At 74.9% G+C, this 15,809-nt stretch carries 11 protein-coding genes and 1 pseudogene; 9 read left to right on the top strand and 3 right to left on the bottom strand.

What is annotated here, in order from left to right:
* Window positions 1-9: 9 nt before the first annotated feature.
* From FHX75_RS25950 to FHX75_RS25930, 5 genes are all read left to right on the top strand, one after another.
* Window positions 10-573, top strand: coding sequence for a TetR/AcrR family transcriptional regulator (locus tag FHX75_RS25950; protein ID WP_154942962.1), 564 nt, complete (start codon window positions 10-12; stop codon window positions 571-573).
* Window positions 570-1,397, top strand: coding sequence for an oxidoreductase (locus FHX75_RS25945; RefSeq protein WP_154942961.1), 828 nt, complete (start codon window positions 570-572; stop codon window positions 1,395-1,397). Before FHX75_RS25950 ends, FHX75_RS25945 begins: the two co-directional genes overlap by 4 nt.
* 174 nt (window positions 1,398-1,571) lie before the next feature.
* Window positions 1,572-2,402: a universal stress protein gene (locus tag FHX75_RS25940; protein ID WP_154942960.1), complete on the top strand. Its 831-nt coding sequence runs from the start codon at window positions 1,572-1,574 to the stop codon at window positions 2,400-2,402.
* A gap of 126 nt (window positions 2,403-2,528) precedes the next feature.
* The gene (locus FHX75_RS25935; RefSeq protein ID WP_154942959.1) at window positions 2,529-4,931 is read left to right on the top strand and encodes a phosphoketolase family protein; all 2,403 of its coding nucleotides are present in this window, start codon (window positions 2,529-2,531) and stop codon (window positions 4,929-4,931) included.
* A gap of 31 nt (window positions 4,932-4,962) precedes the next feature.
* Window positions 4,963-5,832 carry a universal stress protein gene (locus tag FHX75_RS25930; protein WP_154942958.1) on the top strand — a complete coding sequence of 290 codons (870 nt, stop codon included), beginning with the start codon at window positions 4,963-4,965 and terminating at the stop codon, window positions 5,830-5,832.
* Between the two features lie 265 nt (window positions 5,833-6,097).
* Here the strand turns inward: FHX75_RS25930 and FHX75_RS25925 are convergent.
* Window positions 6,098-8,443: pseudogene (locus FHX75_RS25925) on the bottom strand (heavy metal translocating P-type ATPase); the annotation flags it as partial.
* 189 nt (window positions 8,444-8,632) lie between these two features.
* Here FHX75_RS25925 and FHX75_RS25920 point away from each other — a divergent pair.
* Both FHX75_RS25920 and FHX75_RS25915 read left to right on the top strand, forming a co-directional pair.
* Window positions 8,633-9,643, top strand: coding sequence for an Acg family FMN-binding oxidoreductase (locus tag FHX75_RS25920; RefSeq protein ID WP_154942956.1), 1,011 nt, complete (start codon window positions 8,633-8,635; stop codon window positions 9,641-9,643).
* Between the two features lie 96 nt (window positions 9,644-9,739).
* A complete protein-coding gene (locus tag FHX75_RS25915; RefSeq protein ID WP_154943161.1) occupies window positions 9,740-11,413 on the top strand; it encodes a GAF domain-containing sensor histidine kinase in 1,674 nt (557 codons plus the stop codon).
* Between the two features lie 70 nt (window positions 11,414-11,483).
* Here FHX75_RS25915 and FHX75_RS25910 read toward each other — a convergent pair whose 3' ends face one another.
* Window positions 11,484-12,122 carry a response regulator gene (locus FHX75_RS25910; protein WP_154942955.1) on the bottom strand — a complete coding sequence of 213 codons (639 nt, stop codon included), beginning with the start codon at window positions 12,120-12,122 and terminating at the stop codon, window positions 11,484-11,486.
* A 184-nt stretch (window positions 12,123-12,306) separates the two neighbouring features.
* Between FHX75_RS25910 and FHX75_RS25905 the strand changes: the two genes are divergently transcribed.
* A complete protein-coding gene (locus FHX75_RS25905; protein WP_154942954.1) occupies window positions 12,307-13,281 on the top strand; it encodes an Acg family FMN-binding oxidoreductase in 975 nt (324 codons plus the stop codon).
* 97 nt (window positions 13,282-13,378) lie between these two features.
* On the opposite strand, the gene FHX75_RS25900 is transcribed toward FHX75_RS25905, so the two are convergent.
* Entirely contained in the window at window positions 13,379-14,383 is a 1,005-nt protein-coding gene (locus FHX75_RS25900; protein ID WP_154942953.1) for an NAD-dependent epimerase/dehydratase family protein, read from the bottom strand.
* A 769-nt stretch (window positions 14,384-15,152) separates the two neighbouring features.
* Between FHX75_RS25900 and FHX75_RS25895 the strand changes: the two genes are divergently transcribed.
* Window positions 15,153-15,734: a hypothetical protein gene (locus FHX75_RS25895; protein WP_154942952.1), complete on the top strand. Its 582-nt coding sequence runs from the start codon at window positions 15,153-15,155 to the stop codon at window positions 15,732-15,734.
* Window positions 15,735-15,809: the final 75 nt, after the last annotated feature.

The following is a 15,809-nucleotide window of genomic DNA, read 5'->3' as shown; positions in this document are numbered from 1 at the left end:
ATTGTCAGCATGTCGAACGACCGGTTGGAGGCGATCCTCGCCGCCGCGTACGAGTGCTTCACCCGGCACGGCGTGCGGCGCACGACGATGGACGACATCGCGGCCACCGCCGGGATGTCCCGCCCCGCCGTCTACCAGTACGTCCGCAACAAGGACGACGCCTACCGACGACTGGCCGAACGGCTCTTCGCCGACTCCCTCGCCCAGGCCCGCCGGGCGGCCACCGCACCCGACGCCGACCTGCGGCAGCGGCTGCACGACGTGCTCGCCGCCAAGCTCGAACTCACCCTCCGGCTGCACCGGGAGAGCCGGCACGCCGCCGAACTCCTCGACACCAGCACCCGGCTCACCGGCGACCTCGCCGAGGCGTACACCCGGGAGCTGACCGACGTGGTCGCCGGCGCGCTCGCCGACGCCGCCGGGCCGCGCGCCCGCCCCGTCGCCGACGTGCTGGTCGCGCTCACCCGCGGCCTGGAGGCCGACCTCACCGACCCCGACCTGCCCCGGCGACGGCTGCGCGAGGGTGTCGCGCTCCTCGTCGCCGGCCTCGCCCACCCGGGAGCCCCCGCATGACCACCTCCGTCCTGATCACCGGCACCTCCTCCGGCATCGGCCGCGCCACGGTCCGCCAGCTCGCCCGCCGCCCGGAGTTCACCGTCTACGCCACCGCCCGCAACGTCGAGGCGATCGCCGACCTCGCCGACAGCGGCGCCCGGCTGCTCCCCCTCGACGTCACCGACGAGGAGTCCATGCGAGCCGCCGTCGCCGCCGTCGAGGCCACGCACGGCCAGGTCGACGTGCTGGTCAACAACGCCGGCTACGGCGAGTACGGGCCGATCGAGGAGGCCCCGCTGGACCGGGTCCGGGCCCAGTTCGAGACCAACGTCTTCGGGCTCAGCCGGCTCACCCAGCTCGTGCTGCCCGGCATGCGCCGGGCCGGCCGGGGCCGGATCGTCAACGTCAGTTCGATGGGCGGCCGGCTGGTCTTCCCCGGCGGCGGCTACTACCACGCCAGCAAGTACGCGGTGGAGGCGATCTCCGACGCGCTGCGCCAGGAGGTGCGGCCGTTCGGCATCGACGTGGTGGTCGTCGAGCCCGGCCTGATCCGGACCGGGTTCGGGGCGGTGGCCGCGAAATCGCTCGGCGCGGGCGACGCCCCGGCCGGGCCGTACCGGACGATGGTCGCCTCGGTCGACGCGGCGATGGCGAAGTCCTACGCCAACCCGATGCTGGCCGCGACGCCCGAGACGGTGGCCCGGGTGATCGAGCGGGCGGTCACCGGCCGCCGCCCCCGCACCCGCTACCTGGTCACCGCCGCCGCCTGGGCGATGGTGCACACCCGGCGGCTGCTCGGCGCGCGGGTCTTCGACGCGGTCGCCCGGCTCCAGTTCCGCTGAGCCGCCCGGCGGCCCACCGATCGGTCCCGGCGCGCCCCTGCCCGGTGTGCCGAGCGGCACGCCGCACGCCCGGCGCCCCGGTGTGCCGATCCCGGCCCGCCCGGGCGGCGGCGCGACTAGCGTCGGTGGAGTCGGCGTGGCCGTACCGTGCGGGGCGCCCGGGAGGTGAGCCGGATGACCGCATCCGCCGGCGCGCCGGTGGTCGTCGGCGTCAGCGTGTTGCCGCAGGCCATGGAGGTCGTCCGGGAGGCCGCCCGGGCGGCCGCCGCGCACCGCCGCGACCTCACCCTGCTGCACGCCTTCAACTGGCAGGCGGCGTTCGAGGCGGCCTCGGTCGCCGAGCCCCGCGCCGAGGCCGAGGAACTGATCTCCCGGGCCGCCGCGACCGCCGCCGAGATCGAGCCGGAGCTGTCGGTCAGCGGCGAGATCGTCGAGGGCCCGCCGCTGGACGCGCTGATCCGCCGCTCCGAGTCGGCGTTCCTGGTGGCCGTCGGCGACGGCGGCATGACCACGTGCGGGGAGCGCGTACCCGCCGACGCGCCGGCGGTGCAGCTCGCCGCCCGCGCCGGCTGCCCGGTGCTGGTGGTCCGCCGCGAGCCGCCCGTCGCCGGGCCGGTGCTGGTCGGGGTGGACGGATCGGCGAGTTCACGGACGGCGCTCGACTTCGCCTTCGACTGCACCGCCCGCCGGGAGGCCCGGCTGCTCGCGGTGCGGGTCATCGAGCCGGGACGGGCCGACGACGGCGACGACGTGCTCATCGAGGCGGTGGCCGAGATCGGGCGGCGCTACCCCGGCGTCGCGGCGGAGTGCCACACCGTCCGCGGCGACCCGGGCGCCGTCCTGGTCGAGCAGTCGCGGTCGGCTCAGCTGGCGCTGGTCGGCGCCCGGGGCGACGAGCCGTGGCGCGGCATGCTCGGCGCGGTGAGCCAGACCCTGCTCTACCACGCGCCGTCGCCGGTCATCGTGGTCCGTGGCCTGACCGCCACGCCACCGCACGGGCCGTGACGCCCCCCGGTCCCGGGACCAACGGCCCTGATCCACTCGCACCCGGTCGGGTCAAGCTGGACGGGCCCCGGGTGATATCCGCCTTCGGGCTGCAGAAGTCCCCGACGCGCGAGAGGCTATTGCAGCATGGACACCGCTCTCGACCTGCACAGCCCACTGACCGAAGACGAGCTGCGCCGGCTGGACGCCTACTGGCGGGCGGCTAACTACCTCACCGTCGGGCAGATCTACCTGCTCGACAACCCGCTGCTCCGCGAGCCGTTGCGGCCCGAGCACGTCAAGCCGCGGCTGCTCGGCCACTGGGGCACCAGCCCGGGTCTCAACCTGCTCTACGCCCACCTCAACCGGGTCATCGTCAACCGTGACCTGTCGGCCATCTACGTCACCGGCCCCGGCCACGGCGGCCCGGCCCTGGTGGCGAACACCTGGCTGGAGGGGACCTACAGCGAGCTCTACCACGCGGTGAGCCAGGACGAGCGGGGCATGGCCCGGCTGTTCCGCCAGTTCTCCTTCCCCGGCGGCATCCCGAGCCACGTGGCACCGGAGGTGCCGGGCTCGATCCACGAGGGCGGCGAGCTGGGGTACGCGCTGAGCCACGCGTACGGCGCCGCCTTCGACAACCCGGACCTGCTGGTCGCCTGCGTCATCGGCGACGGGGAGGCGGAGACCGGGCCGCTGGCCGGCAGTTGGCTGTCCAACGTCTTCCTGAACCCGGCCCGCGACGGGGCGGTGCTGCCGATCCTGCACCTCAACGGCTACAAGATCGCCAACCCGACGGTGCTCGACCGGATCCCCACCGACGACCTGCTGGAGCTGATGCACGGCTTCGGCCACCAGCCGTACGTCGTCGACGGCGACGACCCGGCCACCGTGCACCAGGCCCTCGCCGCCACGCTGGACCGGGCGGTCGACGAGATCGCCGAGATCCAGCGGCGGGCCCGCTCCGGCGGCGCCGTCGAGCGCCCCCGCTGGCCGATGATCATCCTCCGTACGCCGAAGGGCTGGACCGGGCCCCGCGAGGTCGACGGCAAGCGGGTCGAGGGGACCTACCGGGCCCACCAGGTGCCCGTCTCCGAGGTACGCACGAACCCGGCGCACCTCGCCGAGCTGGAGCGCTGGCTGCGCAGCTACCGGCCGGAGGAGCTCTTCGACGCCACCGGGCGCCCGGTCGCCGAACTGGCCGCCCTGCCGCCCCGGGGCGACCGGCGGATGAGCGCCAACCCGGTGACCAACGGCGGCCGCATGCTGCGCGACCTGGAGCTGCCGGACTTCCGGGACTACGCGGTCGACGTCAAGCAACCGGGTGCGCCGATGGCCGGGGCGACCGGCGCGCTGGGCCCGTGGGTGCGCGACGTGATCGCCGCCAACCCGCAGACCTTCCGCCTCTTCGGCCCCGACGAGGTCGCCTCCAACCGGCTCGGCGCCGCCTTCGAGGTCACCGACCGGACGTTCGTCGCCGACACCTCCGACGGCGACGACCACCTCTCCCCCGACGGCCGGGTCATGGAGGTGCTCTCCGAGCACCTGTGCCAGGGCTGGCTGGAGGGCTACCTGCTCACCGGCCGGCACGGCATCTTCACCAGCTACGAGGCGTTCATCCACATCGTCGACTCGATGGTCAACCAGCACGCCAAGTGGCTCAAGGTCACCCGGGCCATCCCCTGGCGGGAGCCGCTGCCCTCGCTGAACTACCTGCTCTCCAGCCACGTGTGGCGGCAGGACCACAACGGCTTCTCGCACCAGGACCCGGGCTTCATCGACCACGTGATGAACAAGAAGGCCGAGGTGGTGCGGGTCTACCTGCCGCCGGACGGCAACACGCTGCTCTCCACCATGGACCACTGCCTGCGCAGCCGGCACTACATCAACGTGGTGGTCGCCGGGAAGCAGCCGGCGCCGAACTGGCTGGCCATGCCGGAGGCGATCCAGCACTGCCGGCGCGGCCTGGGCATCTGGGACTGGGCCAGCACCGACGAGGGCAGCGAGCCGGACGTGGTGCTGGCCTGCGCCGGCGACGTGCCCACCCTGGAGACCCTCGCCGCGGCGGACCTGCTGCGCCAGCACCTGCCCGAGCTGAAGGTGCGGGTGGTCAACGTGGTCGACCTGATGCGGCTCCAGCCGCCGTCGGAGCACCCGCACGGCCTGCCGGACAGCGAGTTCGATACCATCTTCACCCGCGACAAGCAGATCATCTTCGCGTACCACGGCTATCCGTGGCTGATCCACCGGCTCACCTACCGCCGGACCAACCACGACAACCTGCACGTGCGCGGATACAAGGAGGAGGGCACCACCACCACGCCCTTCGACATGGTGATGCTCAACGACCTGGACCGCTTCCACCTCGTCATCGACGTGATCGACCGGGTGCCCGGGCTCGCCTCGCGCGCCGCCCACCTGCGCCAGGAGATGGTCGACGCCCGGCAGGCCTGCCGGGACTACACCCGCCGGTACGGCGAGGACGACCCCCGGGTCGCCGAGTGGCGCTGGATCCGCGAGACCGATCCCGGCCTGCGCGGCGGGCAGTGAACCGGCCGGCCGGCAGCAGAAGGTGAGCGCGATGATCGGCGACGAGATCCTGGTCGGCTACGACGGCTCCACCGACGCCACCCTGGCGCTGGACTGGGCGTTGGACGAGGCGCAGCGCGGCGGCGGCCGGCCGGTCCGCCTGGCGTACGTCTTCGAGTGGCTGACCGTGGCCGGCTGGATCGGCCCCGGGGTGGCCCCGGGGATCTGGCCCGACGAGACCGCCCGACGGCAGGTCGAGGAACTGGTCCACAAGGCTGTGGCCGACGCCGTGGCCCAACGGCCGGGCGTGACCGTGCACGGCGAGGTGTACGACGGGCCGCCCGCCCTGGTGTTGCAGGAGCGCTCCGCCGACGCCGGGCTGCTGGTGCTGGGCAGTCGCGGGCACGGCGGCTTCGCCGGCCTGCTCGCCGGCTCGACCGCCGTCGCGGTGACCGCCCACGCCCACTGCCCGGTGGTGGTGGTCCGCGCCGGGCAGGCCACCGGGGCGGGACCGGTGGTGGTCGGCGTCGACGGCTCCGAGTCCTCCCGGGTGGCGCTCGGCTTCGCGGTTGAGAGCGCCGCGCAGCGCCGGGTGCCGCTGCGGGTGGTGCGGGTCGTCGCACCGCCGGCCGGGCGGCGGCGGCCCTCGGACCACGACGAGCAGGCCACCGTCGCCGGGGAACGGGCCGCGGTCGAGGAGTCCCTCGCCCCGTGGCGGGACACCTTCCCCAACGTCGACGTCGACATCGAGGTGGCGCCCGGCAACCCGGCCGCCGCCCTGGTCGAGGCCAGCCGGGGCGCCCAGCTCGTGGTGGTGGGCAGCCGGGGCCTGGGCGGGCTGCGCGGGATGCTGCTCGGCTCGGTCAGCCAGCAACTGCTCCAGCACTCGTCCTGCCCGGTCGTGGTGGCCCGCGAACGCTGACGGCACCGGTGCCGGCGCAGCGTCGTGGACGCCGTTTGCGGCATGTCGCGGTCTCCCGCTCACGAGACACCGCGACATGCCGCATCCGCGGGTCGGTCATCCGCTGGTGACGGGTGGCCATGACCCGGACAGCAGCCCGGGGTCACCGGCCGTCGTCGGCGGCGCCGTGCGCGTCCGCGCCGCCCGGCCCACCGCGGGCGCCCTTTTCGTCGGCCCGGCCGCCGGCGGCCCTGTCACGGGCGCTCTCCCCGCCGGCCCGGCCATCGGTGCCGGGCCCGCCGGCCGGGTCCGCCGGGTTGAGCGAGAAGTAGTCCTCCTCCTCCTGAGCCAGGTGCAGCCGTAGCACGGCGTCCAGGCCGTAGAGGTTGGCCAGCAGGTCCGGTACCTGATCGGGGCGCAGTGGCCCGTCGGCGGCCTGGGCCAGGTGCGCGGCGATGCGGTCGACCAACCGCCGGATCTCCACGTGCCCCCGGCTCATCGTCGAGGTCGCCTCCGCGCTGCCCAACGGGCCGGCCAGCGCCGGATAGAGCTGCTGTTCCTCGGCGCTCTCGTGCGGCAGCACCTCGTCGGTCAGCCGGCGGTGCGTCTCCCGCAGCGCCGGCAGGCACTCCGGCGCCTCCGGCCGGGTGGCGACCAGGTCGGCGGTGTCCCGCAGGCGGCCCAGCACGTCGCGGACCCGGGCGTGCTCGCCGGCGTACCGGTCGAGCAGCTCCCGGGTGGCCGGCGGGACGTCCCGGCGGCGCAGCCCGCCACCGAGGGCGCGCAGCGCGTTGAGGATGACCAGCACGTCAATGCCCTCCTGGAGGAAGGCCCCGCCGACCGGGGGTAGCCGGCCGGCCGCGGCGAACAGCATCGCCAGCACTGCCAGCCCCATCCCGACAGTGGCGCTCTGCACCGCGATCCGGCGGGCGTACCGGGCGATCTCCACGGCGTCGGCGAGCCGGTCCAGCCGGTCCACGGTGAGCACCGCGTCGGCGACGTCCGCCGAGGCGGTGGCGCCGGTGGCACCCATCGCCACGCCGACGTGCGCCGCGGCGAGCGCCGGGGCGTCGTTGACGCCGTCGCCGACCATCACGGTCACCGCCCGGGCCGACTCGGCCTTAACCCGGGCCACCTTCTCCTGCGGCGAGCACTGCGCCAGCGCCTCGTCCACCCCGACCGCCCGGGCCACCTGGTCGGCGGTGCGGGGACGGTCGCCGGTGAGCATCACCAGCCGGGTCAGCCCCGCCTCGCGCAGCCGCCGGACGGTGCGGCGGGCGTCCGGGCGTACCGGGTCCTCCAGCAGGACCGCGCCGAGCGGACCGTGCTCGTCGCTCACCCAGACCGTGGACCAGCCGGCGAGTTCGGCGCGTTCCCGGGCCAGCCGCGCCCACTCCGGCGGATCCCCGGCGAGCTGACCGACCCGCACCCGGCGGCCGTCGACCCGCCCGGCGGCCCCCCGCCCGGGCTCCTCGGTGACGTCCGACGGCTCGGCCAGCGCCAGCCCACGCTCGCGGGCCTGGCGGACCAGCGCGACGGCCAGCACGTGCGGGGAGAGCTGCTCGACCGACGCGGCCAGCCGCAACACCTCGTCCCGGTCCCCGCCCGGGGCCACCACCGTCTCGGCCGCCCGCGGCTTTCCGGCGGTGAGCGTCCCGGTCTTGTCGACCAGCAGGGTCCGGGCCCGGCCCAGCAGCTCCAGCGAGCCACCGTCGCGGACCAGCACCCCGCGCCGGGCCACCCGGGACAGCCCCGACACGATCGCGATCGGGGTGGCCAGCAGCAGCGGGCACGGGGTGGCCACCACCAGCACCGCCACCGCCCGGACGAACTGCCCGGACAGCAGCCAGGCCAGCCCCGCCAGCAGCAGGGTGAACGGCACGAACGCCGCCGCGTAGCGGTCGGCGAGCCGGACCATCGGCGCCTTGCGGGCGGTCGCCTCCTCGGCCAGCCGGACGATCCCCGCGTACGTGCTCTCCGCGGCGCTGCGGGTGGCCCTCAGCCCGACCGCCGCGCCGGCGTTCACCACACCGCTGGCCACCTGCTCACCGATGCCCCGGTCGACCAGCTGCGACTCGCCGGTCACCGCCGACTCGTCGAGGGTCGCGGCGGCGTCGAGCGTCCCGTCCACCGGCACCACGTCACCGGGGCCGACCAGCAGTCGGTCGCCGGCCGCGACCCGGTCCAGCGGGACCACCTCGATCCGGCCGTCCGCCGTCCGCCGGCGGGCCTGCCGGGGCGCGCGTTCGAGCAGCGCCCGCAGGTCGCGGGTGGCCCGCCGCTGGGCGTACGTCTCCAGCGCCCGGCCGGTCGCCACCATCACCGCGATCACCGCGCCGGCCAGGTACTCGCGCACGACGAGCGCCCCGGCCAACGCCAGCACCGCGATGACGTCCACCCCGAACTGCCGGCGCAAGAGCTGCCGCAGCACCGCCCAGGCCGCCGGGAGCAGCGCGACCAGGGTCACCGCCGCCCAGACCAGGTCGCCGGCACCGCGCCGGCCGGCGAGCCTCAGCGCCGCCCCGAGCAGCACCGCCAGGGTCAGCAGGGTCAGCGGCGCCCACTCCCGCCAGTCGACCCGATGCCGGCCGACCGGCCGCTCCGGAACGCACTCCCGCTGCTCCCGCCGCACCTGCGGATCGTCGCAGCGACGGCCGGCGGGTACGGCGGATCCGGAGGAATCGGGCGGGCCGAAAGGCTCACGCGACGGGACCTGCGTACCGTGCGTCCCGCCGGGCAAATCAAGAAGGATGGGAGCCGCATCCCCGCCCCGGGACCGTCGGGGTCGGGCACGATGGGGAGAAACGGAAAGGTCGTGACGATGAGCCACGAGACGCCGGCTACGGACCGCCCGCTGACCACCGGGCTCGCGGAGGCCGCCGGGATGGCTGGCCACGCCCCCTCGGTGCACAACACTCAGCCGTGGCGCTGGAAGGTCCTGCCCGACGCACTCGAGCTGCGGGTGGTCCGGGACCGCCAGCTCAGCGCCATGGACCCGGAGGGCCGGCTGCTGGCGATCAGCTGTGGCGCCGCGCTGCACCACGCCCGGGTGGCGCTGGCCGCCGAGGGCTGGACGGCGCTGGTGGAGCGCATGCCCGACCCGACCCGACCGGACCTGCTGGCCCGGCTGACGGGCTTCACGCACACCGGGGCGGACCCGGACGCCATGCGCCTGGTGCAGTGCATGCAGGTACGCCACACCGACCGGCGGCCGGTCAGCGACGAGCCGATCCCCGACGCCGCGCTCGACGAGATCGACCGGGCGGCCAACCGCGAGGGCGTGAACCTCCAGATTCTCGACGACACCCAGAAGATCCAGCTCGCCAGCGCCGCCCAGCAGGCCGCCGCGGTCGAGGCGGGCAACCCGGAGCTGCTGCAGGAGCTGGCGTACTGGACGAGCCGGGCCGGGACCGGCACCGGGCTGCCGCCGGAGGTGCTGCCCGAACAGGCCCCGCAGACCACCGTCCCGGGCCGTAGCTTCGGCCGCCCGGGCACCCTGCCGGTCGGCCCCGGGCACGACCGAGCGGCCGTCTACGCGATCCTTTGGGGCTCCGAGGACGAACCGGACAGCTGGCTGCGCGCTGGTGAGGCGCTCTCCGCCGCCTGGCTCACCGCGACCCGGCTCGGGGTGTCCCTGGTGCCCCTCAGCGGCGTGGTGGAGGTCGACGGCACCCGGCAGGCACTCCGCCACATCCTCTCGGACCTGGGCTTCCCGTACCTCTCGATGCGGCTGGGGCTCGCGGACCCGACGCACGCCGGCCCGCCGCACACGCCGCGGCTCGACGTCGCGCAGGTGGTGGACACCTCGGCGGTCCGCGACCAGCGCTCCTGACGATCTCGTGCCCGCGGCCACGCGGGCGATAGCATCGCCTGCGTGGCTGCCAGCACACCGACGCCCCGCAACGAGCCGCTCGCCCCCTCGCTGGGGCTGAGCCCGCTGTCCCGGGTGCGCCTCGACGAGTTGCTCCAGGAGATGCTCGACCGGGTCGGCGAGGTGGTCACCAGCCGGGAGCGGCTGCGCGCCCTGCTGGACGCGGTGGTGGGCATCGGCTCCGACCTCGACCTGCGCAGCACCCTGCAACGGATCGTGCGGTCAGCCTGCGAGCTGGTCGGCGCCCGCTACGGCGCGCTCGGCGTGATCGGGCCGGACCGGCTGCTGCACGACTTCATCATCCACGGCATCAGCGACGAGCTGCACGCCAAGATCGGCGACCTGCCGCACGGGCGGGGCGTGCTCGGTCTGCTCATCGACGAACCGCGCCCGGTGCGGATGCCCGACATCACCCGGCACCCGAAGTCGTACGGCTTCCCGCCGCACCACCCGCCGATGCACAGCTTCCTCGGCGTGCCGGTCCGCATCCGCGACCAGGTCTTCGGCAACCTCTACCTGGCCGAGAAGCAGGGCGCCGCGGAGTTCACCGAGGACGACGAGGAGATCGTGGTCGCGCTCGCGGCCGCGGCCGGCGTCGCGATCGAGAACGCCCGCCTCTACGCGCTGGCCCACCGGCGGGAACGCTGGCTGGCCGCCACCGCCGAGATCACCTCGGTGCTGCTCGGCGAGGTCCGCCGCACCGACGCGCTGGCCCTGGTTGCCCGGCGGGCCCGGGAGGTCGCCGAGGCGGAGCTGGCCCTGGTGCTGCTCTACGACGAGGACGCCGGCCAGTTCACCGTCGAGGTGGTCGACTCGGCCGACGGCGCCGACCGGCAACTGGTCGGCGCGGTGCTGCCGGCCGCCGAGACCAGCTTCGCCGGCCCGGTCACCGCGCACCGGCACGAACTGGTCGACAACCTCGCCCAGGCCGCCCCCTGGCCGACGCCGGTGGTCGCCGGCCCCGCCGTGGTGTCCCCGCTCGCCGCGGCGGACACCCTGCACGGCGTGCTGGTGATCGCGCACCGACCGGACTCCGCGCGCACCGTCGACGACGACGTGCGGCTGCTGAGCAGCTTCGCCGGCCAGGCCGCGCTCGCCATGGAGCGGGCCCGCGGCCAGGAGGAACGGGAGCTGCTGGTGGTCCTGGAGGACCGCGAACGGATCGCCCGCGACCTGCACGACGTGGTGATCCAACGGCTCTTCGCCACCGGCCTGCAACTGCAGAGCGCCGCCCCGATGAACGCCCGGCCCGAGGTCGCCAAGCGGATCAACGCGGCCGTCGACGACCTCGACGCCACCATCCGGGACATCCGGCGGACCATCTTCGAGCTGCGCACCCCGATGAGCGCGGCGCTGCGCACCGAGATCCGCGAGGCCATCGACCTGGCCACCGAGTCGCTCGGCTTCCGCCCCGACGTGGAGCTGGACGGGCCGATCGACAGCGCCGTGCCGGAACCGGTCCGCCCCGACCTCACGGCCGTGCTCCGCGAGGCGCTGTCCAACGCCGTCCGGCACGCCGAGGCCAGCCGGGTCGCCGTCGCCATCCGGGTCGACGCCGAGCGGGTCGCGCTCACCGTCACCGACGACGGCGTCGGCTGCGACCCCGCCGCCGCCCGCGGCGGGCTGGTCAACCTGCGCGAGCGCGCCGAGCGGCACGGCGGCGAGTTCCAGGTACGCCCGGCGCAGCCGCACGGCACCGAGCTGTTCTGGTGCGTCCCGCTGCGCGACTGACCCAGGTCCGGCCGTCCGCCCGGTGCCTTCCCGACGTGGCGGGCATTCCGGGGCACGTCCCGGCGCGCGCTCAGTGGGTCTTGCCGAGCAGGCGGGTGGCGAGCACCGCCGCCTGGGTCCGCCGCTCCAGACCGAGCTTCGCCAGCACGCTGGAGACGTAGTTCTTGACGGTCTTCTCGGCCAGGAACATCTTGCCGGCGATCTCCCGGTTGGTCAGCCCCTCGGCCACGTACTCCAGGATGCGGCGCTCCTGCTCGGTGAGCGTCTTGAGCTCGCGGGGCTGCTCGACGCCGCTGCGGATGCGCTCCAGCACCCGGGTGGTGATCGCCGGGTCGAGCAGGGACTGGCCGGCCGCCACCCGGTGCACCGCGTCCACCAGGTCGGTGCCGCGGATCTGCTTGAGCACGTAGCCGGCCGCCCCCGCCATGATCGCGGCGAAGAGGGCCTCGTCGTCCTCGTACGAGGTGAGGATCAGACCCTTGATCGAGGAGTCCACGGCCCGGATGTCCCGGCACACGTCGATGCCGTTGCCGTCGGGCAGCCGGGCGTCGAGGATCGCCACGTCCGGCCGGAGGGCCGGGATGCGGCGGGCCGCCTCCTGCGCGGAGCCGGACTCGCCGACCACTTCGATGTCGCCGCTGCTCTGCAGCAGGTCGGCAAGGCCACGACGGACGACCTCGTGGTCGTCGAGGAGGAACACCCGGATCATCCCTCGTTTCTACCCGCCCCGGCCGCGCCCCGCACGGGCCGAAGGTCCCCTACCTGCCGTGGCACGGCGGGAAGGGGGACCCGGGCGGACGGGACATCCGGCCCTGCCCGGCTTCCGGGCCGGTGACGCACGGTGGAGGGGAACCAGCGGGGGCCGCCCCACCTGCCACGGAAGGAGCATCACCATGGACACCGGCTTCACGGTCGCGCAGCTGCGGGCGGCCGCCGCGGACGCCGTCCGGGCACCTTCCCTGCACAACACCCAGCCCTGGCGGTTCCGGCTGCGCGACGGCGGCATCGAACTGTCGGTCGACCCGACCCGCCGGCTGCCCGCCACCGACCCGAGCGGCTGGGGTGCCCGCATCTCCTGCGGAGCGGCCCTGTTCAACCTGCGGCTCGCCCTCGCCGTCGCCGGCACCCCGGCCACGGTGCGGCTGCGGCCGTACCCGACCGAACCGGACGTGCTGGCCCGGCTGGTCCCGGACGCGCCCCGGCCCGCCACCCCCGCCGACCGCAGCCTGCACGCGGCGATCCCGCGCCGGTTCAGCAACCGCGCGCCGTTCTGGCCCGACCCGGTGCCGGCCGACGCCCGGTGGCGCCTCGGCGAGGCGGCCCGCGCCGAGCAGTGCTGGCTGGAACTGGTCATCGGCACCAGCGCGGTCAACGCCTTCGCCGAGGTCGCCCGCAGCGCCCACCGGGTGCTGGAACGCGACCCCGACTACCGGCGGGAGCGGACGGAGTGGATCCGCCGCGAGCCCGCCCCCGACGGGGTGCCCGCCGCCGCCGGCGGCCCGCAGAGCGAACCGCAGGACCTGCTGCCGATGCGCGGCTTCGGCGGCCGCAACCGGGCCCCCGGCCGGGACTTCGAGCCGGAGCCACTGGTCGCCGTCCTCGGCTCTGCGGGCAACACGCCCGCCGACCAGATCCTGGCCGGGCAGGCCCTGCAACGGGTGCTGCTCACCGCGACCGACGCCGGGCTGAGCGTCTCCCTGCTGTCCCAGCCGATCGAGGTGCAGGGGGCGCGCGAGGCGCTGCGGCTGTCGCTGGGCCGGTTCGGCACCCCCCAGATGGTGATGCGCATCGGCTACGGCCAGCCCGGGGCGGCCACCCCCCGGCGCAGCGTCGACGACGTGCTCGACCTGCCCGTGGTGTCGGCCTGAGCCGTACCCCCTCCGCCCGTGCCGCCGGTCGGCTGCCGGCCCCGCCCCCGTCGCCGGGGCCGGCAGCGTGGTCGGTCCTACCCGGGGTGCGTCGGTGTCAGGCGGGGCGAGGGCTGCCGAGCAGGGCCGCCTCCCGCTCCGGGTCCAACCCCACCGCCGAGCGCGCCGGCCGCCCGGCCCGCGCCGGCACCGACCCCACCTCCCGCAGCCACCGCCAGGTGTCGGCGACCGTCTCGGCCACCGGCCGGCAGGTCAGCCCCGACGCGTACGCCTTCTCCACGCCCCGCTCCTGCAACCAGCGGAACTCGTGACCGCGCGGCACCCAGACCGGCAGGTCGTTCCAGGGCACCACCCCGGCCGCCAGGATCCGCTCCGGATCCGTCCAGCACAGCCGCGCGTCCGACCCGGTCGCCGCGACGACCGCCGCCAACAGCTCCCCCATCGTCGCGTGCCCGCTGCGGCTGATCACGTTGTACGCCCCGCCGACGCGCTCCGCGCCCCGGTCCAGCATCCAGGCCGCCAGGTCCCGCACGTCCACGTACTGGATCGGCAGGTCCTCCGGCCCCGGCGCCAGCACGTCCCCGCCCCGGGCGACCCGCTCCAACCACCAGGGCAGCCGGCCGATGTCCTCCCCCGGCCCGAGGATCAGCCCGGCCCGGACGAGTAACGCCGCGTCCCCGAACACCTCCCGTACGGCCCGCTCCCCGCCCGCCTTGTTGGGCGCGTAGTCCCCGTCGCCCGCGTCCGGCGCGGCCTCCACCACCGGCGCCTCCTCCCCGGCGCCCGCCGGCAGCGGGTGGGCGTAGACCGAACCGCTGGAGACGTAGACGTAGTGCGGCACCGACCCGACCAGCGCCCGGGCCGCGTCCCCCACCGCCTGCGGCGCGCCGTCCCAGGTGTCCACCACCAGGTCCCACTCCCCGCCCGCGAGCGCCGCCAGGCCGCCCGGCGCCGTCCGGTCACCCCGCAACCGGTGTACGCCCGGCGGCACCGCCCCGTGCACCCCCCGGTTGAAGACGGTCACCGACCAGCCTCTGCGTACCGCCTCGGCCACGGTCGCGCCGCCGACGAACCCTGTTCCACCCAGCACCAGCAGTCTCATGCGTCCCAGCCTGTCCGGTCCCGGCCCCCGACGGACCCCCCGTTCACCACCAGCGGATCTGCCAACGGCAGAATCCCGCCCCGCCCGCCGCCGACCCGATGGGCGATCGACCCCGTCGACGGTCGCCGCCCGGCTCGGCCGCGCGACGGGGTCGGCGTGTGGATCGCTGAGGTCCGCCGGGCCGGCTCTGGGGACGCGCGATGTCGTTCGCCGTGTCTGGATGCAACAGCGGCCCGGTCCTGGCCTACCGGGACCGGTTCCGCCCGGATCAGCGTGCCCGGACAAGCCGCTCCGGATCGGCCTTGGCGTGCCGGATGTCCGGTTACCGCGTCCGCTGGGCGTGCCTGCATGTCCGGGTCTGGGCCGGCGAGCGGTCGGGCGTCCCGTGACCGGGGGCACCCTGGCGGCGGAATGGTGGCCGGGCCGGGGTCGTTACATCATCTGGACGATCGCAGCAGCATCCCGCTGGCCTGGCCCGAACGCTTGGGTCGCCCGGGGTGCCCCGGCCCGGAATGATGGCGGGCCCGGGGTCGTTACATCACCTGCACGACCGCAGCACCCCCGCTGGCCCGCGTGGGCAGCCCGGGGATGGGCCCCCGGAATGATGGTGGGCCGCCGGTCGTTACACATGGACCCGGCGCCGTGAGCCCCCGCTCGCGAAGCCTGCCGGGCAGAGACTTTCCCCTGAGTTCTTTGAGCGCCGTCGTGGTGCTTGCGCGTGTCCGACCCCCCTTGGACACGTCGCCAACCCCCGAATGGAGCCACTCTGATGAACACGACCATTCTGCGTAAGAGCGTTCTGGGTATTGCTGGTCTGGCCTTCGCCGGTGGCGTCTTCGCCGGCCCGGTCACCGAGGCCCACGCCGCTCCGGCGGTGGACGCCAAGGCCGTTGCCGTGGTGCAGGCCGACAAGGGCAAGCTGATCCCGCACGGTGTGCAGGGCAAGCAGTCGCACATCGACCTGGGCGACGAGCAGACGAAGAACGTGAAGGCGATCATCGCGGCGACGAAGAAGTCGGGCATGGACGAGCGGGCCGCCGTGGTGGCCATCGCGACGAGCCTGCAGGAGTCGAAGCTGGAGAACCTGGGTCACCTGGGTGCCCGCAACGACCACGACTCGCAGGGCCTGTTCCAGCAGCGCCCCTCCAGCGGTTGGGGCACGGTCGAGCAGATCACCGACCCGGAGTACTCCACGATGGCGTTCCTGAAGGGTCTGAAGCAGGTCGACGGTTGGAAGGACATGCCGCTGACCAAGGCCGCCCAGACCGTGCAGGTCTCGGCCTACCCGGACCACTACGCCCAGTGGGAGAAGCAGGCCGCCGACCTGGTCGCCAAGCACTGGAACAGCTGACCCACCTGAACGACACGCTGGCCGGCACCCCCGAGCGGGGTGCCGGCCAGCGGCATGTCCAGACCCACCCGTCGT

Origin of the sequence: Micromonospora palomenae, from assembly GCF_007829925.1 — a bacterium.
Lineage (GTDB): Bacteria > Actinomycetota > Actinomycetes > Mycobacteriales > Micromonosporaceae > Micromonospora > Micromonospora purpureochromogenes.
The sequence above is the reverse complement of the archived record's forward strand: the minus strand, read 5'-3'. Positions and strand labels throughout refer to the sequence as shown.